Here is an 18,313-nt window from a genome sequence, read left to right on the forward strand (position 1 = left end):
GCCATGGTACTGCGTGGCTCCTGAGCTTTCGGTTCTGGCGAAGGCGCGGTTCTGAAATGCGTGATTGTGCCGGGGCGGCAGTGCAGCGAACATTCGTCCTCATCCGAGAACACGCCAAGGAGACAAACCGCATGAACTTCGCCTCGCCCCGCGCCATTGCGCGCCGCACCGCCCTCGCTGCCCTGCTGGCAGCACCCCTGTGGGCAGCGGCCCAGGCCAGCTACCCCAGCCGCCCCATCGTGATGGTCGTGCCCCAGGCCGCCGGCGGCACCAACGACATCGTGGGCCGCCTGGTGGGCCAGAAGCTCGGCGAGGTGCTGGGAGGCGCCACCGTGGTGGAGAACCGGCCTGGCGCGGGCGGCAACATCGGCACGCAGTTCGTGGCCAAGGCGCCCAAGGACGGCTACACCTTGCTCATGACCATCAGCAGCAGCCAGGCCATCAATCCCGCTCTCTTCAAGAACCCAGGCTTCGACCCGGTCAAGGACTTCAAGCCCGTGGGCTTGATCGGTGCCGTGCCCAACGTGCTGTTGGTCAACCCCTCATTCCCGGCACGCAACATGGCGGAACTGGTGGCCCTGGCCAAGGCCAGGCCCGGCCACTACCAGTACGCATCGGCCGGCAATGGCACGCTCAACCACCTGCTCGGTGAAATGCTCAACAGCATGGCCGGCATAGAGCTGCAGCACGTGCCCTACAAGGGCGTGGCCCCGGCCATCAACGACGTGCTGGGCGGCCAGTTGCCGATGGTGTTCGCGAGCATGCCCTCGGCCCTGGCGCACATCAAGGCCGGCAAGCTGCGCGCCCTGGCCGTGAGTGGCGCCACACGCTCGCCCGTGCTGCCCGATGTGCCCACCATCGCCGAGACCGTGGCCGGCTACAACGGCACGCTGTGGATCGGGCTGTTCGCGCCCGCAGGCTTGCCGGCCGACATCCAGTCCAAATTGCAGGACGGCATGGCCGGTGCGCTGGCCGCCAAGGACCTGCGCGACAAGCTGGAGCTGCAGGGCGTGGAGATCGCGCCCAAGACCACGCCCGACCAGTTCGCCGCGCTGCTGCAGGAGGACCTGGCCAAGTGGGCGAAGGTGGTCAAGACTTCCGGCGCGACAGTCGACTGAGCACAGGAGCCAGCCGATGACCCGACCCCTGGACCACATCACCGTGGTGTCGCTCGAGCATGCGATCGCCGCCCCGTTCTGCACCCGCCAGCTGGCCGACCTGGGGGCGCGCGTGATCAAGGTCGAGCGCCCCGGCGGCGGCGACTTTGCGCGCGACTACGACACCAGGGCAGAGGGCCTGGCCTCGCACTTCGTCTGGGTCAACCGCTCCAAGGAAAGCCTCACGCTCGACCTCAAGCAGCCCGAGGCGCTGGCCGTGCTGTGGGAGCTGCTGGAAACGGCCGACGTGCTGGTGCAGAACCTCGCCCCCGGTGCCACCGCGCGCATGGGCCTGTCGTGGGAGGCGCTGAGCAAGCACAACCCGCGCCTCGTCGTCTGCGACATCTCGGGCTACGGCAGTGATGGCCCCTACCGCGACAAGAAGGCCTACGACCTGCTGATCCAGAGCGAGGCGGGCTACCTGTCGGTGACCGGTACGCCCGAGGAGCCCTGCAAGTCGGGCAACTCGATTGCCGACATCGCGGCCGGCATGTATGCCTACACCAGCGTGCTGGCTGCGCTGATGCAGCGCGAGAAGACGGGGCAGGGCTCGCGCATCGACGTCTCCATGCTCGAATCGCTGGCCGAGTGGATGGGCTTTCCCATGTACTACGCCTACGGCGGCGCAACGCCGCCGCCGCGCAACGCGGCCGCGCACGCCACCATCTACCCCTATGGCCCCTTCCTCGCTGGCGACGGCGGCACGGTGATGCTGGGCCTGCAGAACGAGCGCGAGTGGAAGCTGTTCTGCGAGCACGTGCTGCTGCAGCCAGAGCTTGCCAGCGACCCGCGCTTTGACAGCAATGCCCGGCGCAACGAACACCGGGCCGAGCTCCGGGTCCTGATCCTCGCCGTGTTCGGCACGCTCACGGCCGCGCAGGTCATCGAGCGGCTGGAGGCGGCACGCATCGCCAACGCACGCATGAACACCATGGCCGAGGTCTGGGCCCATCCGCAGTTGCAGGCACGTGGCCGCGTGCAGCAGGTGGAGTCGCCGCAAGGGCCGCTTTCTGCGCTGCTGCCGCCCGGTGCGCACAGCAGCTTTGCCTACCGCATGGACCCGATACCCGCCGTGGGCGAGCACACCGAGGCCATCCTGCGCGCGCTGGGGCGCGGCGACGAGCAACTGGCGATGCTGCGCGCCAGCGAGGCCATCTGATGGCCGTGTCGTCTGCCCACGGTGCCATCGCCCGCGCGACCACCTTCCTGTTTGTTCCGGCCAACCGCCCCGAGCGCTTCGCCAAGGCCCTGGCCAGCGGCGCGGGCGCGGTGATCGTGGACCTGGAGGACGCGGTGGCGCCCGATGAAAAGGCCGCTGCGCGCACGGCTTTGCTGGCCGCCGTGAAGGCCGTGGAGCCAGCGCAACGTGCGCGCCTGCTGGTGCGCACCAATGCTGCAGGCACCCCCTGGCATGCCGACGACCTCGCGGCCGTGGCCGCCTGCGTGGCCCAGGGCCTGGCCGGCGCCATGCTGGCCAAGGCCGAATCGGCACCGGTGCTGGCCGCAGTTGCCCGCGCGCTTGGCCCGCAGGGCCTGCTGGTGCCGCTGGTCGAGTCGAATGCCGGGCTCGATGCCCTGGATGCGCTGGCGCAGGCACCGCAGGTGGTGCGCCTGGCCTTCGGGCACCTCGACTTCCAGGTGGACCTGGGCATGGAGTGTGCTGCGGATGAGACCGAACTGCTGCCGGTGCGCCTGGCGCTGGTGCGTGCCTCGCGCCGCGCGGGGCTGGCCGCGCCGGTGGATGGCGTGACCACGGCCACGGACGACCTGGCACGCCTGGCCGACGACACGGCACGCAGCCGGCGCATGGGCTTTGGCGGCAAGCTGTGCATCCACCCCGCCCAGGTGGCGCCGGTGCAGGCCGCCTTTGCGCCCCAGCCGGCGGAGCTGGCCTGGGCACGGCGGGTACTGGAGGCAGCGCCCGCGCAGGGCGGGGCGGTGTTCCGGCTCGATGGGCGCATGGTCGACGCGCCCGTGCTGGCGCTGGCCGCGCGGCTGGTGGCCCGGGCCTGAGGCGCTATCCGACCACGGTCTGGTTGCGACCCTGTTCCTTGGCCTGGTACAGCGCCTGGTCGGCGCGCGCGAGCATGGCGTCCAGTGTGTCGCCGGGGCCGCCCCATTGCGTCAGGCCGATGCTCACCCGGCAATCGAGCGGGTGGCCTACGGCCAGCGTGGCGTGGATGCGCCGGGCCACGTTGAGCGCTGCGACGGCATCGGTGCCGGGTAGCACCACCATGAACTCTTCGCCGCCATAGCGGCCCATGCGGTCGGGCGTGCGCAGCACGGCCAGGGTGCGCTCCACGAAGTGCACCAGCACCGCGTCGCCATGCTGGTGGCCGCAGCTGTCGTTCACGGCCTTGAAGTGGTCCAGGTCCAGCATCATCAGCGAGGGGCCGCCTCCATAGCGGCGCGCGCGTTCGAGCTCTTCCTCGCAGCGCTGCAGCAAGGCACGCCGGTTCAGCGCCCGGGTCAGCGAGTCGTGCGTGGCCAGGTGCTCGAGCTCGGTGCGCAACCGGTCGGTGGCCATCAGCAGCGCGCCGATGGACAGCATGAGGACCGTGAGTGCATAGGCACCGATGTACAGGTTCTGGTAGACCGACGGCTCCATGAGGTTGTCGCCCGCGAACCCCGCGAAGATGGAGCCAAGCCGTACCAGCAGCACCGTAAGGTGCAGCAGCAGCACCACTTCCACCAGCCGCACCGGGAAGTTGCTGCCGCCATGGCGCAACAGAAAGCGCAGCTGGGCGCCATAGATGCAGGACATCACCAGCGTGAAGAAGGTCAGCCGCACGCTGTAGTTGGGCCAGCCGTAGGACAGCCAGGTGAAGACCCCCAGGCACACGGTCAGCACCCCACCCCAGATGCGCCAGGTGGGCGCATGCCCCAGGAAGGCGCGGGTACCCATGTAGTAGGTCATGGTGCCCAGCACCAGCAGCATGTTGGCCCCCACCAGGCTCAGCCAGTCGGGCACCAGTCCACGCGAGCTGAAGAGCGCGGTGGACGCCAGCCACAGCACCGGCGCCGCCGCCCAGGAGCCGAGGCCCCGGATGTGGGCCGGGTAGTAACGCCGCATGCAGGCGAGCACGATGGCCATCAGGGCGGACATGAATCCCGCCAGGGCGATCATGGAGCGAGGGTCGAGATTCGTCATCCTGCAGTGCTGCGGTGGGACGGTGGGCGCCTCGTAAAGAAATGTTTCCGTGACTGGCCAGTATAGCCAGCGACTGGCTGGCATGGCACTTGTCCAGTGGGCACAGTTGGTGCCGAAGGGCGTATGTGGCGGCCGCGCGACGGGTGAAATGGGCGCTTTTGGTGCCGTGCAATCCCGCCGTGTAAGCGGCTGTGCACGCTATCGGTGCATTTTGTATACAAACTGATGCGAGCATTGTGTGCAAAAGCTGGCACGCGGTTTGCGTAGATCTGTGGCATGCACGACACCACGCCTGCCCAGCCCCCGGCCGCCATCGAGATCGTGGCGCTCACCAAGCGCTACGCCAGCGGCAAGCCCGCCGTGGACGCCATCGACCTGCGCATCGCCAGCGGCAGCTACTGCTGCCTGCTGGGCCCTTCGGGCTGCGGCAAGAGCACCACGCTGCGCATGATCGCCGGGCACGAGTCGGTGACCAGCGGCGACATATTGCTTGAGAACCGCAACATCACCGACCTGCCCGCCGCCGCGCGCGGCACGGCCATGATGTTCCAGAGCTTTGCGCTGTTCCCGCACCTTTCGGCGCTGGACAACGTGGCCTTCAGCCTCAAGATGAAGGGCGTGGCCAAGGCCGAGCGCCAGGCCAAGGCGCGCGACCTGCTCGAGCGCGTGGCCATGGGCCATCTGGCCGAGCGCAAGCCGGCCGAGCTGTCGGGCGGGCAACAGCAGCGCGTGGCGCTGGCGCGTGCCCTGATCACCCAGCCGCGCGTGCTGCTGCTGGACGAACCCCTTTCGGCGCTCGATCCGTTCCTGCGCATCCAGATGCGTGCCGAGCTGCGCCGCTGGCAGAAGGAGTTGGGCCTGACCTTCATCCACGTGACCCACTCGCAGGAGGAGGCCATGGCCCTGGCCGACACCATGGTGGTGATGAACCACGGCGTGATCGAGCAGGTGGGCTCGCCGCACGAGGTCTACAACCGCCCCGCCAGCGAATTCGTGGCGCGCTTCATGGGCGGCCACAACGTGATCGACACGACCGAAGGCAAGGTCGGCGTGCGCACCGACCACCTGCAGGTGCTGCCGCAGGGCGCGCCGCTGCCCTGGGGTGCCCAGCACATGCAGGCCGTGGTGACCGACGTGGAGTACCAGGGCACCTATGTGCTGCTGGGCCTGCAAAAACAGGGCGTGGCCCTGTCTGCCAATGCCACGGCCGCCTATTCGGTGATGGTCTCCGAAGCCGCCTTTGCCGCCCAGCCCTACCAGGTGGGGCAGGGCGTGCAACTGCACTGGACGCCTGAGCAGGCCCACCCCCTGTACCCGCCTGCGGCGCCCGTGTCTGCGCCCATGGCCACGGCCACTGCGCAGGCCGTGCCGGCCTGAGCATCGCTTTTTTCGTTGTCCGCTGTCTGTCTGTCTGTCTGTCTTTTCGTCCGTTTGTTCGTTTCCAACCCCTCCACTTCGCAAACCAAGGAGCTTTCCCATGTCCGACGACTCTCGTGCTGATTCCCCTGCTGCCGTTGCCTCCGAAGCCACCGGCGTGCAGCGCCGCTCGCTGCTCAAGGGCACGGCGGGCATCCTGGCCGCCGGCGTGTTCCCGGCCGTGCACTCGCAGGAAAAGATCGTGCTGCGCTACCTGGGCACGGCCGTGAACCAGGACAAAGCCATTGCCGAGAAGTTCAAGGCCGACACCGGCATCGAGATCCAGTACGTGGCCGTGACCACCGACGACGTGACCAAGCGCGCCGTGACCGCGCCCAACAGTTTCGATCTGATCGACACCGAGTACTTCTCGCTCAAGAAGATCGTGCCCACGGGCAACCTGAAGGGCATCGACACCAAGCGCATCAAGAACGCCGACAAGATCACCACGCTGTTCACCAACGGCATGGTGGCCGGCAAGGCCGTGGGCGACCAGGGCACGGCGCCCAAGAAGGTGATCTACCTGGAGGGCGAGAAGTCCAAGAAGTTCGCGACCGCGCCCACGCAGTTCATGTCGCTGATTCCCACCGTTTACAACGCCGACACGCTGGGCATTCGCCCCGACCTGATCAAGCGCCCCATCAACTCCTGGGCCGAGCTGCTCAACCCCGAGTTCAAGGGCAAGACCGCGATCCTGAACATCCCCTCCATCGGCATCATGGACGCCGCCATGGTGGTCGAGGCCATGGGCATCTACAAGTACCCCGACAAGGGCAACATGACCAAGAAGGAGATCGATCTCACGATCAAGACCCTGATCGAGGCCAAGAAGCAGGGCCAGTTCCGCGCGCTGTGGAAGGACTTCAACGAGTCGGTGAACCTGATGGCATCGGGCGAGGTGGTGATCCAGTCGATGTGGAGCCCGGCCGTGACCGCCGTGCGCACCAAGGGCATCGCCTGCAACTTCCAGCCCCTCAAGGAAGGCTACCGCGCCTGGGCCGCCGGCTTCGGCCTGCCGGCCACCCTGTCGGGCAAGAAGCTCGACGGCGCCTACGAGTTCATCAACTGGTTCCTGGACGGCTGGGCCGGTGCCTACCTGAACCGCCAGGGCTACTACAGCGCCGTGCTGGAGACCGCCAAGTCCAAGATGGAAGCCTACGAGTGGGCCTACTGGATGGAAGGCAAGCCCGCCACGCAGGACATCAAGAGCCCCAATGGCGACGTGCTGGCCAAGTCCGGCGCGGTGCGCGACGGCGGCAGCTACGAGTCGCGCATGGGCGGCATCGCCTGCTGGAACGCACTGATGGACGAGAACAACTACATGGTCCAGAAGTGGAACGAGTTCGTCGCGGCATAGGAAGCACCCCCTGAGGAGCTGCGCGCCTTCACCCCTCTCTCGAACCGCTGCGCAGTTCGGGAGGGGGACGCTCCCAGCGCGGCGGGGCGGCCCTTGCGCGGGAGCACTGGCCTTCGGCCGCGGCAGTTTCGACGGCTGTCGTCCGACGGATATCTGATTTGCAAACACCATGAGCACTACCAACACACCGACCTTGCCTGCTGCAGCCGTTCCCGGGCGCGGCATTGCCGCCTGGTGGCAGGCCGCGCCGTTCACGCTGGTGTTCGCGCTGTTCTTCCTGGTGCCGCTGGCGCTGATCGTGATGGTCAGCTTCTGGGACTTCAACGAATACGAGCTGTTGCCGGGCTTCACGTTCAAGAACTACGTGTCGATCTTCGCGGGCTGTGGCGATGCGTCGGAGGGCCTGTGCGTCACGCTCAAGACGTACTACTCGACGCTCAAGTTCAGTTTTCTCGTGTGGCTGATCACGCTGGTGATCGGCTTCACCGTGGCCTATTTCCTGGCCTTCCACGTGCGCTCCTCGGGCATGCAGACGCTGCTGTTCGTGCTGTGCACCATCCCGTTCTGGACCTCCAACGTGATCCGCATGATCTCGTGGGTGCCGCTCTTGGGGCGCAACGGCCTGGTGAACCAGAGCCTGGTGGGCATGGGGATGGTCGAGCAGCCGGTGGAGTGGCTGCTGTTCTCGGACTTCTCGGTGGTGCTGGCCTTCGTGCACCTGTACACCATGTTCATGATCGTGCCCATCTTCAACAGCATGATGCGCATCGACCGCAGCCTCATCGAGGCCGCCAGCGACAGCGGCGCCAGCGGCTGGCAGACGCTGTGGAACGTGATCATCCCGCTGTCGCGCACCGGCATCATCATCGGCTCCATCTTCGTGATCACCATCGTCATGGGCGACTTCGTGACCATCGGCGTGATGGGAGGGCAGCAGATCGCCTCCATCGGCAAGATCATCCAGGTGCAGACCTCGTACCTGCAGTTCCCGCTGGCGGCGGCCAATGCCGTGATCCTGCTCGCGGTGGTGCTGATGATCATCTGGGGCCTGACCAGGCTCGTCGACATCCGCAAGGAGCTGTGATGACCCCCCACGCTGCCGACAACCTGCACAGGACACCCGCATGAAAGCCCGCATCCGCGAATCCCGCCCGGCCAGCTTCTGGCTGCTGGCCATCGTGTTCAGCCTGTTCGTGCTGTTCATGTACGGGCCCATGTTCGTCATCTTCATCCTGAGCTTCCAGGGCCCCGAGGGCGGGCTGACCTTCCCCATGCGGGGGGTGTCGCTGCACTGGTTCTACAAGCTGGCCGAAGGGCTGGGCGTGGTGGACATCGGCGCGGCGCTGTGGCGCTCGCTCGGCCTGGGCCTGGCGGTGATGTTGTGCACGGTGGTGCTGTCGGTGCTGGCCGGCCTGGCCTTCCGCAAACGGCTGGCGGGCGGCAACACGCTGTTCTTCATCGTCGTGGCCAGCCTCATCATGCCGTCCATCATCGTCTCGCTGGGCATTGGCCTGGAGTTCCGTCTGGTCGACACGGGCCTCAAGGCGGCCCTCGAATGGCTGGGCATGGAGAGCACGCTGGAGGGCTACGGCACCTCGCTGGGCCTGTTCACCTCGGCCCTGGGCGCGCACCTGACCTGGACGCTGCCCTTCGGCCTGCTCATCATGTTCGCGGTGTTCAACCGCTTCAACCCTTCCTACGAAGAAGCCGCGCGCGACCTGGGCGCCACGCCCTGGCAGGGCTTTGCCCATGTGGTGCTGCCGCTGATCGCGCCCTCGGTCGTGGGCATCGGCATGTTCGGCTTCACCCTGAGCTGGGACGAGATCGCCCGCACCTCGCAGGCCATCGGCGACGTGAACACATTGCCGCTGGAGCTGCAGGGCCTGACCAGCACCGTGACCACGCCGTCGATCTACGCGCTGGGCACGCTGACCACGGTGGTCTCGTTCGGGGTCATGGGCATCACCCTGGCCCTGGTGTGGGCCCTGGGCCAGCGCAAGGGTGGGCGGGCCGGTTGAGCGCCCTGCCATGAGACTGCTGCCTGCATGCGCATCCGTGCCGACGACCCCATGACCGCCGCCCCCACGCCCCGGCGCCGTGCGCGCACGACAGCTGCCGAACCGCCAGCAGAGGGTGCCGCCGCCGGCCTGCTCAGCGACAACGACATGTACGAGCGCATGGTCTCGGCCATCCTCGACCACCGCCTGCCGCCGGGCACCAAGCTGGTAGAGGACAAGCTGGCGGCGGCCTTCGGCGTATCGCGTACGCGCGTGCGCCCGGTGCTGGTGCGCCTGGCCAACGAGCAGGTGGTCACGCTCACGCCCAACCGCGGTGCTTCCATCGCCCAACCCACACCCGAAGAAGCGCTCGAGGTGTTCGAGGCGCGCCGCCTGATCGAGCCGCGCCTGGTGGAGCTGTTCATCGCCAACGCCACCGACGCGCACATCGCCGCGCTGCGCGCCTGCGTGGACGAGGAGGAGTCTGCCCGTGCCGGCGGTGACATGCGCCGCGCGATCCGCCTGTCGGGCGATTTCCATCTGCACATCGCGCAGGCCGCAGGCCACCAGACCCTGGGGCGCATCCTGCGCGAACTGGTGTCGCGCACCTCGCTGATCCTCATGACCTACAGCCCCAGCCATGCGCGCGAGCGCGAGGAGGCGACGGCCTGTGGCTGCCGCGAACACCGCGCGCTGATCGACGCCATCCGACTGCGCGACGCGAAGGAGGCCGCGCGCCGCATGCTCGACCACCTGGCGCGCATCGAAACGCAGCTGGAGTTCACCCCGCCTGCGAGCGAGGTGCCCGACCTGGCCACCCTGTTGGGGGCCTGAAGCCATGCGCCATCTTCTGGTCATCAATCCGAACACTTCTCCCAGGGTCAGCGCACTGCTGCAGCAGCACGTGCAGGCCGCTGCGGGCTCGCACGTGGCCGTGCGCACGGCCACGGCGCGCTTTGGCGCGCCCTACATCGCCTGCGAGGCGAGTTACGCCGTGGCCGCGCATGCCGCGCTCGACGCCTGGGCCCTGGATGTGTCCACAGAGCCCTCGGCGCCCAGCGCTGTGCTCATCGGCTGCTTCGGCGACCCAGGCCTGATGGCGCTGCGCGAAAGCAGCCCCGTGCCCGTCACCGGCCTGGCCGAGGCCTCCTTCATCGAGGCCGCGCGCCACGGCCGCTATGCCATCGTCACGGGCGGCGAGCGCTGGGGCCCCATGCTGCAGCGTCTGGCCCAGGCCCTGGGCCACGCCCATGCGCTGGCCGGCATCCACACCGTGGCGCCCACGGGCGCCCAGCTCGCGGCCGACCCCGTGGCCGCCCGCGCCCTGCTGGCCCAGGCCTGCCGCGACGTGGTGCGCCAGATGGGCGTGCAGTCCGTCATCCTGGGCGGCGCCGGCCTGGCCGGCATGGCCGCCGCCGTGCAGTCGCAGGTGGGCGTGCCCGTGATCGACAGCGTGGTGGCCGGCGCCCACTGGGCCCTGCGCGCCAACGCCGTGCCGCCCGAGCGCAGTGCGCCGGCGTTCGATGTGGCGTGGGAGGGCGTGTCGGCGGAGATGGCGGCGCTGGGTTTGCCACGGGGCGTGTAGCCCCGCAGCACACCGTCAGCCCGGCGTGGCCACCCGCTCCATGCGCGTCAGTGGCAGGGCCTCGTCCGCGCTGGCAGCCTTGGGCAGCACGAAGTTGAACACCGAGCGCGTGAACGGTGCCGTGATGCCCAGGGATTCGTAGCCCTTGGGCGCCACATTGCGCTCCAGCGAAACAATCAGCCCGTCGCGCGTGGCAAAGGCAAAGTCGTCGTCGATGTAGCTGTCGCCCGGAATATTGACCTGTGTGGTCAGCGTGCGCATGCCCGGTGCGGCGACCAAAAAGTGGATGTGCGCAGGCCGCTGGCCATGGCGGCCCAGCAAGGTAAACAGCTCGTGCACCGGCCCCACGGGCGGGATCGCATAGCCCGGTGGCAAGAAGCTGCGAAAGCGGTAGAAGCCCTTGGCATCGGTTTCGATGCGCCGGCGCAGCTCGTAGGGCTGCATGCCCGGGAAGAAATGCGAGTAGCCACCCTTCTCGTTGGCATGCCACACATCGACCATGGCGTGCGGCACGGGTTGGCCGTCGAGGTCCAGCACCTGGCCTTCCATGATGAAGATTTCGCCCTTGGGTTCGCCCTCGTCCACGCGCACCTCGACCTGGGAGGTGGGCGCACCGGCCACGAACAGCGGGCCTTCGATGGCGCGCGGCGTGCCGCCCTCGCGCCCGGCCTTCTGGTCGGCCTCATCGGCGCGGATGTCGAGCAGGCGGTCAAAGCCCAGGCCCGCCGTGATCAGCCCGGTCTGGCCGGCGGCGCCCAGGCGCGTGAGCCAGGCAGTGGCGGCCCAGAACTCGTCGGGGGTCACGTCCAGCTCGTCGATGGCCTTGAACAGGTCGGTGACGATGCGCTCGGTGAGCTGGCGCACGCGCGGGTTGCCGGGGGCGATCTTCTTCGTGTTGACCAGTTCGAGCAACTGGGCCTGGGTGAGTTCTGCCATGTTCCTGTCTCCTCTGTGGGGTGGTTCGTGGGAAAGAATTGCCGGGGTGGTGCTCAGTCGAGCTTGATGTGGCGCTCGGCGATCAATTTCGCCCAGCGATCGGACTCGCGCGCCAGGTGGGTGGCCAGTTCAGCGGGCGTGGAGCCCACGGGCTCGGCGCCGATGCTCTCGAAGCGGGCCACCACGTCGGGCTGCTTCATCGCATCGCGCAGGGCGGCGTTGAGCTTGCTGACGATGGGCGCGGGCGTGCCGGCCGGCATGAACACCGCGAACCAGGGCGAGACCTCGTAGCCCGGCAGGCCGGCCTCGGCCAGCGTGGGTACGTTGGGCAGGGTGGCCGAGCGCCTGGCCGTGGTCACGCCCAGCGCGCGCAGCTTGCCCGACTGGAGGTGCGGCCGCGCCGAGGTGATGCTGTCGAACATGTAGTTGATCTGCCCGCCCAGCAGGTCGGCCACGGCCGGGCCGCTGCCCTTGTAGGGGATGTGCAGCATGTCGATCTGCGCTAGCGAGTTGAACACCTCGCCCGCCAGGTGGATCGAGGTGCCGTTGCCGGCCGATCCGTAGGTGAGCTTGCCCGGCGCCTTGCGTGCGGCGGCGATCACGTCGGCGGCGGTCTTCACGTCGGGCTGGGTGGCATTGGTGACCAGCACGTTGGGCACCACGGCCAGCAGGCTCACCGGGGCGAAGTCCTTGATCGGGTCGTAGGCCAGCTTGCCGTACAGCGGCTTGTTGGTGGCCATGCCGATGGAGGTGATCATCAGCGTGTAGCCGTCGGCCGGCTGCTTGGACACGAACTCGGCGCCGATGTTGCCGCCTGCACCGGCCTTGTTCTCGATCACGAAGGGCTGGCCCAGCGCCTGGCCGGCCTTCTCGCCCAGGGTGCGGGCGATCGCGTCCATGGCGCCGCCGGGCGGGAAGGGAACGACCCAGCGGATGGGCTTGTTCGGCCAATTGGCGCCCGGGGCCTGGGCATGCGCTGTGGGCAGCACGGCCAGCGCGGTGGTTGCGGCCAGCAGGGCCAGCAGATGTTGTCGCTTCATTCGTGTCGTCTCCGGTTCTTGTCTTTGGGGGCCTGCTGTCAGATGGCCGAGGGGTGCTTTGCCAGCGGCGTCACCGAGATCTTCATGAACGGGAACAGCGGCAGGCCCTGCAGCAGCTGGTGCAGCTCGTCGTTGGAGGCCACGTCGAAGACGCTGTAGTTGGCGTACTCGCCCACCACACGCCAGATGTGGGGCCAGCGGCCATCGCGCTGCAGCTCCTGGGAGTAGGCCTTTTCGCGGGCCTTGATCTCGTTGGCCTGTTCGGCAGGCAGGTCGTGGGGGATGTGCACATCCATGCGGACGAGGAACAGCATGTGGGAGTCTCCTTTTTTCTCAAATGGTGGCGGTCTGGCGGCCCAGGTCGATGTGCACGGGCGTCTTGCCTTCGCGCGCGCGGTCGAAGCGGTCGAGCTGCGCAAGCGAGACTTCCACGCCAAAGCCCGGGCCATCGGGCAGCTGCAGTGCGAAGTCGGCAATCGGCATCTGGTTTTCAACGATGTCGTCCACCAGCAGTTGCGGGCCGAACAGCTCGCAGCCATGGTGCTGGTGGCCCAGGGTGGAGAACACGTGGGCCGATGCGGCGCTGCCCAGCGAAGTCTCCAGCATGGTGCCGCCGTACCAGCCGATGTCGGCCGCCTCGGCAATCGCCGCCACCTTGCGCGTGCGCAGCAGGCCGCCGTGCTTGGCCACCTTGAGCGAGAACACGTGGCAGGCCTGGTCGCGCGCCAGGGCCATCGCGTCCTGCGGGGTGCACACGGTCTCGTCGGCCATGATGAGGGCGTCACGGCCCAGCGTGGCCGTCAGGTCTTTCAATGCTCCGACATTCCAGTGGGCCACGGGCTGCTCGATCAGCGTCACGCCGGCCTCCACCAGCTGCGGCAGGTAGCGGCGCGCGGTGTTGCCGTCCCAGGCCTGGTTCACGTCCACGGTCAGCGTGGCGCGGCCTGCCAGGCCCCGGGCGATCTGGGTCACGTGGGCCACGTCGTCGGCCGGGGCGTTGGCGCCGATCTTCATCTTGAAGATGTGGTGGCGCCGCTGCTCCAGGCGCAGCTGGGCCTCCTCGAGGTCGCGCTCCACATTGCCGCTGGCCAGAGTCCAGGCCAGGGGCAGGCTGGCGTGCACCTTGCCGCCCAGCAGCTGCCAGGCCGGCAGGCCCAGCGTGCGGCTCACGGCATCGATCAGGGCCATTTCCACGGCGCTCTTGGCAAAGACATTGCCCTTGCAGGCCTTGTCCATGCGCGCCAGCGCCGCCTCGAAGCCACCGGCGCCCTGGCCGCGCAGGGCCGGGGCCAGGTACTGGGTGATGGCGTGGTGGATGCTCTCCGGCGATTCCTCGTTCCACGAGGGGCCGCCGATGGTGGCCGCCTCGCCGAAGCCGCAGGCGCCATCGGCCAGCCACAGCTGCACGATGACCGGGCTCTGGCGGCTGATGGCGCCGAACGAGAGCTTATGCGGGCGGATGGTGGGGATGTCCAGGATGCGCGCTTCGATGCGCTCGATGGTGAAACCACCGGGGTGGTTGGTCATGGGGGCAGGCCTTCGGTCGGTGTCAGGGGTGGGGAGTCAAGGCGAAGGTTAGTTTCTGCCCGCCAGCAAATCCAATGATTCATTTGCAATGCATTGTTCGATACCATCGATGGATCGATTGCCGCTCGCCACTCAGAAAGGTCACTCCATGGAAATCCGCCAGCTCCGCTATTTCCTGGACATCGCGCGCACCGAGCACCTGACGCAGTCGGCGCAGAACCTGTTCGTCACGCAGTCCACCCTGTCGCACGGCCTGCGCCAGCTGGAGCAGGAGCTGGGCGTGGCGCTGTTCGACCGGCTGGGCCGGGGGCTCAAGCTGTCGCAGGCGGGGGTGGCCTTTCGCACCTACGCCGCGCGCGCACTGCAGGAGATCGAGGCCGGCCGCATGGCCCTGGCCGACATGGGGGCGCTGCAGTCGGGCTCACTCACCGTGGGCGTGATCCCGACCTTTTTGCACACCCTGGTGCCGGCGGCCGTGGCGGCCTTCAGCAGTGCCTACCCGCGCGTGAACGTGGTGGTGCGCGACCTGCGCGCCGGGCCCATCGAGGAGCAATTGGTGGAGGGGCAGCTCGACGTGGGCATCGCCTTCTACCCCACCGAGCGCGAGGAGATCGAGACCGAGCCGCTGTTCGAGGAGCGGCTGCAGCTGGTGGTGAACCGGGCGCATCCCTTGGCGCGGCGGCGGACCCTGGCCTTGAAGGACCTGGCGGGCGTGCCCCTGGCCATGCTGCCGCGGGCGTTCACCACGCGGCGCCTGATCGATGAGAGCCTGCGGGCTGTCGGGGTGGTGCCTTTGGTGCGGGTGGAGATGGAGTCGGTGGAGGGCTTGCTCGATGTGTGCCGGTGGGGGGATCTGGCGAGCATTGCGCCGGAGCGTGCTGCCTTGCAGGCGGCGGACCTGCATGCCATCAATCTGCATTCGCCGGGGATGGTGCGGCATGCGGGGATTTTGTGGCGCAAGGGGGCTTCTAGGAGTCGGGCGGCGTTGGAGTTTGCTGGTTTGCTTCGGCCTTGAGTCTTTGGCTGTGGTTGCTGTATGCCTTGTTTGAGGGCGGGAGCCGGGATGTGCGCCCGGCGGCGCAGTAACTTTCTCTTGCGTCGCCAAGAGAAAGTCACCAAAGAGAAGGCGACCCCCAGTCTGCGTCCCCCGTTCGCCCTGTCGGGCGAACGGGGGCAACCTGCGATGCTCGGATCTGGGGTGGTGCCGCAGAACTCGCTGCGTTCTTCGAACTCCGCTCAGACAGCTGCGGCAAGCTGGAGGACGAAGCGTGTGTGTCCTTCGGCACACACGCCCACTCCAGCTCCTGCGCTTCTCGGCGCAGCCAGCAGGGGTGGGGAGCGGGTACCACTCGGCTGCTGCTTCGCAGCTGCGCCTGGGTCGGTTACGCGCTGCGCGCTGCCGACGGCTGGGCACTATGTCTTAGCCCAGGCCAAGCGCAGCGAGGCAGTTGGGGCCGAGCGAAGCAATGGCCCGAGTGGAGCCCGTTCCCACCCCCTTCTGACCGTGCCGAGAAGCGCAGGGCCTGGGGTGAGCGCGTGCCGAAGGACACGCGCATCGTTGTCTAGCTTGCCGCAGCTGTCTGAGCGGAGTTCGAAGAACGCAGCGAGTTCTGCGGCACACCCCAGGATCGAGCATCGCAGGCTGCCCCCAGCGCCCGACAGGGCGCTGGGGGACACGGGCAGCGGGGTCGCCTTTTCTTGGCCTACGTTCTTTTGGCGAAGCAAAAGAAGGTAGGTGCGCCGCCGGGCGCACACCCCGGCTCCCGCCCTTGGCCAAGGCATGAATCAACCAACGCCAACAGCCACGCCCAAAGCCAAGGGCTCAGGGCTCAGGGCTCAGGGCTCAGGGCTCAGGGCTCAGGGCTCAGGGCTCAGGGCGCCAGCGTCTTCGGCTCGTAGTCACAATACTGCGGCACCACACACTCCCAACACCGCGGCTTGCGCGCCTGGCACACATACCGCCCCAGCAAGATCAGCCAGTGGTGCGAATCCACCGCATACGCCTGCGGCACCCGCTTCAGCAACTGCAACTCCACCGCCAGCGGATCCTTGCCCGGCGCCAGCCCCGTGCGGTTGCTGACACGAAAGATGTGCGTATCGACCGCCATCGTGGGCTGGCCGAAGGCCACGTTGAGGACCACGTTGGCCGTCTTGCGGCCCACGCCGGGCAGGGCCTCCAGTTCCTCGCGCGTGCGGGGCACCACGCTGCCGTGCTGTTCCACCAGGATGCGGCAGGTCTCCAGCAGGTTTTTGGCCTTGGTGCGGTACAGGCCGATGGTCTTGATGTAGCCCTCCAGCCCTTCGAGGCCCAGGTCCAGGATGGCCTGTGGCGTGCCCGCCACCGGGAACAGCTTGCGCGTGGCCTTGTTCACACCCACGTCGGTGGCTTGGGCAGAAAGCAGCACGGCGGCCAGCAGTTCGAACGGGGTGGTGTACTCCAGCTCCGTGTTGGGCATGGGGTTGGCCGCCTTGAGGGCGGCGAAGAAGGGCTCGATCTGCTCGGTTTTCATGGTGGGGTGGGGGGATGTCTTCTTGTCGGATGCGGCATTGTCCTGCAGAGGGTTCTTGACGGCGATTTGATGGCTTCACCCCGTCTTTTTACGGCGAATTGATGCGGTGTTGCCTAGACTGCATGGCTTGCCTGCTCGCAGCACGCCTGCGCTATCTGCGGTGAACCCTGAACAGCACCATTTTTGCAGAGGGTCCCAGGCGCGATGGCGCGCAGGCCAAGGGGCGCAACAGATCAGCAGAAAAATCGCTGCGGTGGAACATGAACGAGCTAGAGACTTCTTTTGCGCCTGAAGGGCGGGTGGTTGCGCAGATTTCCAAGGCGGTCATTGCCCATGACCGTGCATCCGTCGGTGCAGGAGAGCCTCAGCCGCTGGCCTGCCTGGTCCGCGAAAACGGTCACCTGATCGGTGGCGCGGTGGGTCGGATCGAGCTGGACCGGCTGTATGTGGAATACCTCTGGGTGGATGCCGGGCATCGGCGCAAAGGCCTTGGCAGCAGACTGCTGGCCGGCATCGAGGAGGCCGCCAGAGGAGCCGGATGCAGCGAAAGCCTCATCGAATCGCTGTCGCAAAAGACGGCCGCGATGTACGAGCGTGCCGGGTACCGGGGTCATGCCCAGATCGACAACTACATCCCGGGGCTCACCTTGTACGTGCTGATCAAGCCCTTGACCTGATTGATCACCCCGCTTCCCGCGCCACCAGCTGTGCGCTCAGGAACTCCAGGAACATGCGCGCCGCCGCGGGCAGGGTGCGGCCGCTCAGCGTCTGCAGCTCCACGGCGCGGGCGCTCATGCCCCGTTCGCGGATCTGGGCGGCATGCAGCTCGCCGCGGCGCACGCGGTCGCGTACCGTCACCTCGCCCGATATCGACAGCCCGCCGCCGTGCAGCACGAAGTGGGTCAGCGTCTCGAAGTGGTTGCACACCAGCACCGGCTCGAACACCAGGCCGCGCTGGCTGCAGCCGATGTCGAACAGCTGGCGCACGGTGTTGTCCCGCTCGGGCAGGGCAATGGGGTGGGGGTGCATCTGTGCCAGCGTGACCGAGCCAAAGCGCGCCAGCGGGTGGTCGGGCCGCATGATGGCGATGACGGGCGAGGCCTCGCGGTGCTGCACCGTGATGTCGCGCTCGGCCGTGCGGCTGTAGGTCAGGCCGATGTCCGCGTCGCCGTTGAGCACGGCCGTGGTCACAGCCGCCGGGCTGGCCACCCGCACACGGAACTGGATGCCCGGGTACTGCGTGCGGAACTGGGCCATCACGCGCGGCAAAAACTCGATGGCAAAGCCTGCCGAACTGCACACCTGCACCAGCCCGGTGTGCAGCCCCTGCAGTGCCTCTATGTCGGCCACCACGCGGTCGGCCTCGAGCGCACCGCGCCGCGCATGGGCCGCGAGCAGTTCGCCGGCCGCGCTGGGCACCATGCCGCGCGGGCGCCGGTCGAACAGGGGCACGCCCAGCAGGCCCTCGAGCGCCGCCACCTGCCGGCTCACGGCCGAGGGCGATACGTTCAGGCGCGTGGCCGCTTCGCTCACCGAGCCGCTGCGCACCACCTCCAGGAAATAGCGCAGGGCCGTGTCCTGCAGTCGGCTGGAAAGCATGGTACGGGCCCTTCTGTCTGGTTTGCGTAAAACGCAAC

At 67.8% G+C, this 18,313-nt stretch carries 18 protein-coding genes; 11 read left to right on the forward strand and 7 right to left on the reverse strand.

Annotated features, from left to right (window positions below; genetic code table 11):
- The first annotated feature begins 131 nt into the window (after positions 1-131).
- The 3 genes from AC07PA_RS25815 to AC07PA_RS25825 are packed head-to-tail and all read left to right on the forward strand — an operon-like array spanning position 132 to position 3,170.
- Positions 132-1,118 (forward strand): tripartite tricarboxylate transporter substrate binding protein, encoded by a 987-nt coding sequence (locus AC07PA_RS25815; RefSeq protein ID WP_494609842.1) that lies wholly within the window; start codon positions 132-134, stop codon positions 1,116-1,118.
- A gap of 16 nt (positions 1,119-1,134) precedes the next feature.
- Positions 1,135-2,316, forward strand: a complete 1,182-nt coding sequence (locus AC07PA_RS25820) for a CaiB/BaiF CoA transferase family protein (protein WP_494609841.1) — start codon at positions 1,135-1,137, stop codon at positions 2,314-2,316.
- Entirely contained in the window at positions 2,316-3,170 is an 855-nt protein-coding gene (locus AC07PA_RS25825) for an HpcH/HpaI aldolase/citrate lyase family protein (RefSeq protein ID WP_494609840.1), read from the forward strand. The genes AC07PA_RS25820 and AC07PA_RS25825 overlap by 1 nt, the downstream gene beginning before the upstream one ends.
- A 4-nt stretch (positions 3,171-3,174) precedes the next feature.
- On the opposite strand, the gene AC07PA_RS25830 is transcribed toward AC07PA_RS25825, so the two are convergent.
- The gene (locus AC07PA_RS25830) at positions 3,175-4,308 is read right to left on the reverse strand and encodes a GGDEF domain-containing protein (protein ID WP_494609839.1); all 1,134 of its coding nucleotides are present in this window, start codon (positions 4,306-4,308) and stop codon (positions 3,175-3,177) included.
- A gap of 276 nt (positions 4,309-4,584) precedes the next feature.
- Here AC07PA_RS25830 and AC07PA_RS25835 point away from each other — a divergent pair, with 276 nt between their 5' ends.
- The 6 genes from AC07PA_RS25835 (at position 4,585) to AC07PA_RS25860 (ending at position 10,663) form a co-directional block, all read left to right on the forward strand.
- Entirely contained in the window at positions 4,585-5,685 is a 1,101-nt protein-coding gene (locus AC07PA_RS25835) for an ABC transporter ATP-binding protein (RefSeq protein ID WP_007851426.1), read from the forward strand.
- 100 nt (positions 5,686-5,785) lie between these two features.
- Positions 5,786-7,081 (forward strand): ABC transporter substrate-binding protein, encoded by a 1,296-nt coding sequence (locus tag AC07PA_RS25840; RefSeq protein WP_007851427.1) that lies wholly within the window; start codon positions 5,786-5,788, stop codon positions 7,079-7,081.
- 169 nt (positions 7,082-7,250) lie between these two features.
- Complete coding sequence (locus tag AC07PA_RS25845; RefSeq protein WP_145696222.1) at positions 7,251-8,165, forward strand: ABC transporter permease; 915 nt, start codon at positions 7,251-7,253, stop codon at positions 8,163-8,165.
- 40 nt (positions 8,166-8,205) lie between these two features.
- Positions 8,206-9,099, forward strand: coding sequence for an ABC transporter permease (locus AC07PA_RS25850; RefSeq protein WP_494609838.1), 894 nt, complete (start codon positions 8,206-8,208; stop codon positions 9,097-9,099).
- Between the two features lie 27 nt (positions 9,100-9,126).
- Positions 9,127-9,912, forward strand: coding sequence for a GntR family transcriptional regulator (locus AC07PA_RS25855; RefSeq protein WP_007851437.1), 786 nt, complete (start codon positions 9,127-9,129; stop codon positions 9,910-9,912).
- A gap of 4 nt (positions 9,913-9,916) precedes the next feature.
- Positions 9,917-10,663, forward strand: coding sequence for an aspartate/glutamate racemase family protein (locus AC07PA_RS25860; protein ID WP_494609837.1), 747 nt, complete (start codon positions 9,917-9,919; stop codon positions 10,661-10,663).
- 15 nt (positions 10,664-10,678) lie between these two features.
- Here AC07PA_RS25860 and AC07PA_RS25865 read toward each other — a convergent pair whose 3' ends face one another.
- The 4 genes from AC07PA_RS25865 to AC07PA_RS25880 are packed head-to-tail and all read right to left on the reverse strand — an operon-like array spanning position 10,679 to position 14,166.
- Complete coding sequence (locus AC07PA_RS25865; protein WP_494609836.1) at positions 10,679-11,599, reverse strand: dioxygenase family protein; 921 nt, start codon at positions 11,597-11,599, stop codon at positions 10,679-10,681.
- A 53-nt stretch (positions 11,600-11,652) separates the two neighbouring features.
- The gene (locus AC07PA_RS25870; RefSeq protein ID WP_494609835.1) at positions 11,653-12,639 is read right to left on the reverse strand and encodes a tripartite tricarboxylate transporter substrate binding protein; all 987 of its coding nucleotides are present in this window, start codon (positions 12,637-12,639) and stop codon (positions 11,653-11,655) included.
- Between the two features lie 38 nt (positions 12,640-12,677).
- Positions 12,678-12,953 (reverse strand): muconolactone Delta-isomerase, encoded by a 276-nt coding sequence (gene catC / locus AC07PA_RS25875; protein ID WP_007861970.1) that lies wholly within the window; start codon positions 12,951-12,953, stop codon positions 12,678-12,680.
- 19 nt (positions 12,954-12,972) lie between these two features.
- Entirely contained in the window at positions 12,973-14,166 is a 1,194-nt protein-coding gene (locus tag AC07PA_RS25880; protein ID WP_494609834.1) for a muconate cycloisomerase family protein, read from the reverse strand.
- 148 nt (positions 14,167-14,314) lie between these two features.
- Between AC07PA_RS25880 and cynR the strand changes: the two genes are divergently transcribed.
- Positions 14,315-15,181 (forward strand): transcriptional regulator CynR, encoded by an 867-nt coding sequence (gene cynR, locus AC07PA_RS25885; RefSeq protein WP_007861972.1) that lies wholly within the window; start codon positions 14,315-14,317, stop codon positions 15,179-15,181.
- A gap of 856 nt (positions 15,182-16,037) precedes the next feature.
- On the opposite strand, the gene nth is transcribed toward cynR, so the two are convergent.
- Complete coding sequence (gene nth, locus AC07PA_RS25890; protein ID WP_007861640.1) at positions 16,038-16,676, reverse strand: endonuclease III; 639 nt, start codon at positions 16,674-16,676, stop codon at positions 16,038-16,040.
- A gap of 260 nt (positions 16,677-16,936) precedes the next feature.
- Here nth and AC07PA_RS25895 point away from each other — a divergent pair, with 260 nt between their 5' ends.
- Positions 16,937-17,353, forward strand: a complete 417-nt coding sequence (locus AC07PA_RS25895; protein WP_494609946.1) for a GNAT family N-acetyltransferase — start codon at positions 16,937-16,939, stop codon at positions 17,351-17,353.
- 4 nt (positions 17,354-17,357) lie between these two features.
- On the opposite strand, the gene AC07PA_RS25900 is transcribed toward AC07PA_RS25895, so the two are convergent.
- A complete protein-coding gene (locus AC07PA_RS25900; RefSeq protein WP_007861636.1) occupies positions 17,358-18,275 on the reverse strand; it encodes a LysR family transcriptional regulator in 918 nt (305 codons plus the stop codon).
- Positions 18,276-18,313: the final 38 nt, after the last annotated feature.

It is taken from the genome of Acidovorax sp. GW821-FHT09B03 (assembly GCF_059418305.1).